At 77.9% G+C, this 2,249-nt stretch carries 2 protein-coding genes; one reads left to right on the top strand and one right to left on the bottom strand.

What is annotated here, in order from left to right; all coding sequences use genetic code 11:
• The coding region (locus BU198_RS31930; RefSeq protein ID WP_223245237.1) for an MFS transporter at positions 1 to 1,192 on the top strand (1,192 nt) is incomplete at its 5' end.
• Positions 1,193 to 1,244: 52 nt separating this feature from the next.
• On the opposite strand, the gene BU198_RS31925 is transcribed toward BU198_RS31930, so the two are convergent.
• On the bottom strand, positions 1,245 to 2,039 hold the full coding sequence (locus BU198_RS31925; RefSeq protein ID WP_188298039.1) for an MBL fold metallo-hydrolase: 795 nt from the start codon (positions 2,037 to 2,039) through the stop codon (positions 1,245 to 1,247).
• Positions 2,040 to 2,249: the final 210 nt, after the last annotated feature.

Genomic DNA, 2,249 nt, shown 5'->3' with positions numbered 1-2,249 from the left:
CCCCGCCCCGGCCCCCTCCACGGCTGCGCCCGGCCGTGCGCGGCCGGCCGGCGGCGCCCTGTTCGCGCTCTCCCTGGGCGCCTTCGCGGTGGGCTCCGCCGAGGTGGTGGTGGCCGGGCTGCTGCCCCGGATCGCCGAGGACACCGGGGTGTCCCTGCCGGCGGCCGGGATGCTGGTGTCGGGCTACGCGGCGGGCATGGTCGTCGGGGCTCCCCTGCTGACCGTGCTCGGGGCGCGGATCGCGCGCCGGCGGATGCTGCTGTACCTGGCCGGCCTGTTCGTCGTGGCGGGGCTGGTCACGGCGCTGGCGCCCGGGTTCGGCGTGCTGCTGGCGGGGCGGGTGCTGTCCGCGCTGGCCGGCGGGGCGTACGTGGGGATCGCCTCCGCGGTGGCGGCCTCGCTGGTGCCCGCCGGGCGCAGGGCCCGGGCGATCGCCACGGTGTTCATGGGACTCAGCCTGGCCAACGTCGTCGGCGTGCCCGCGGGCACGGCGCTGGGGCAGGCGTGGGGCTGGCGGGCCACGTTCTGGGCGGTGAGCGCCCTGGGCGTGGTGCTGCTGGCGGCCCTGGCCGTCTTCCTGCCGCACGGGCCGGCACCCCGGCAGGCGGGGCTGCGGGCGCAGCTGCGGGTGTTCCGGCGGGCTGGCGTGTGGCTCGCCCTGGCCGCGACGGCCTTCGGCTGGGCGCCGTTCCTGACCGTGCTCACCTACGTCTCGCCACTGCTGACCGAGGTCACCGGCTTCGGGACCGGCGCGGTGCCGCTGGTGCTGATGGTGGTCGGCGTGGGCATGGTGATCGGTACCCCGGTGGCGGGACGGCTGGCGGACCGGGCACCGGCCGCCGCGCTGTACGCGGCGCTGGCCGCCGTCACGGCGGTGCCGCTGCTGCTGCTCGCCGCCGTGCACGGCAAGGCCGCCGTGCTCGCCGTCTTCCTGCTGTTCGGCGCGGCCGGCGGGGCCGTCATCCCGCCGCTCCAGGCCCGGGTGATGGCGCGGGCGCGGGGCGCGGACGACCTCGCCTCGGCGGCGAACATCTCCGCCTTCAACATCGGCAACGCGGGCGGGCCGCTGCTGGCGGGCGCGGCGCTGTCCGCCGGGGCCGGGTTCACCGCGCCGCTGGGGATCGCCGCCGTGCTCGGCGCGGCGGGGCTGCTGCTCGCGTGGGCGGCGGAGCGCGTCGGCCGCCGGGAGTGAGGACGGCACGGCCGGGCCGGCCCGGGTGCGGACCGGCCCGGCTGCGGGATGGTCAGACGGCGGCGAAGCGCCGCTCGCCGCCGTCGGTGAGGATGCGGCCGAAGCGCATGCCGGGCAAGTGCGCGGCGACCAGCAGGTCGTCGGTGCCTGCGGCCTCGTCGGCGATGCGGTTGCGCACCGCGGAGGCGGCCGCCGGGTCGATGTCCCAGACCACCTGCCAGTCGCGTTCGCCGAACTGGACCACCGAGTGGACCACGTCGCCCAGCAGCAGCGCGCGGCGCCCGCCGGAGGAGAGCACGTACACGGTCGTGCCGGGGGTGTGGCCGGGCAGGTGGAGCGCGTCGATGCCCGGCGCGAGGGTGAAGTCGGCGTCGAACGGCTCCAGTCGGCCCTCGACCGGGGTGAGTTTGGCGACGGCCCCGGGGGTGGTGGCCGGGCCGGTGACGAAGTGCTCCCAGTCGGCGCGGTGGGCGCGGTAGGTGGCGCGCGGGAAGACCGGCCGGCCGTCGACGGAGGCCCAGCCGACGTGGTCGAAGTGCAGGTGGGTGAAGACCACGTCGGTCACGTCCCCGGGGGTGATGCCGTGCGCGGCGAGCGAGTCGAGGAGCGCTCCCCCGCGGTAGCGGCCGTCGTCGTACGGTCCGACCCCGGCGTCGACCAGGACGGTGCGCCCCGCGCTGCGTACCAGGAAGCCGCCCAGTGGCAGGGTCAGGCTGCCGTCCGGTTCCCGCTCGTGCGGGTGGCAGGCCCACGGGTCGTCCACGCCGGGACGGGTGAGGATCTCGGCGGCCCTCTCGCTGCCCGCCCCGTCCGTGATCGCCAGTACCTCGATGTCGCCGATCCTCAACGCCGTGCTCCTCCCCTGGGCGCCTGTCACCGTGACCGGCGCCGAACCCCGTGAACCCCGTGAAGCACACGAACCACGCCCGGCCGCCCGGGATTCCCGCGTCCCGGGCGCGGTGCGCCGCCCGCGCCCGGGACGGAACGGCGGGTGCGGGCGGCGCCCGGGGCCCCTCAGGCCCCGGGGACCCGGCCGAGAGCGGCGCCGGCCCGGGTC

Source organism: Streptomyces sp. CBMA156 (assembly GCF_014596515.1).
Taxonomy (GTDB): domain Bacteria; phylum Actinomycetota; class Actinomycetes; order Streptomycetales; family Streptomycetaceae; genus Kitasatospora.
This window is presented reverse-complemented; position numbering and strand designations above follow the sequence as displayed.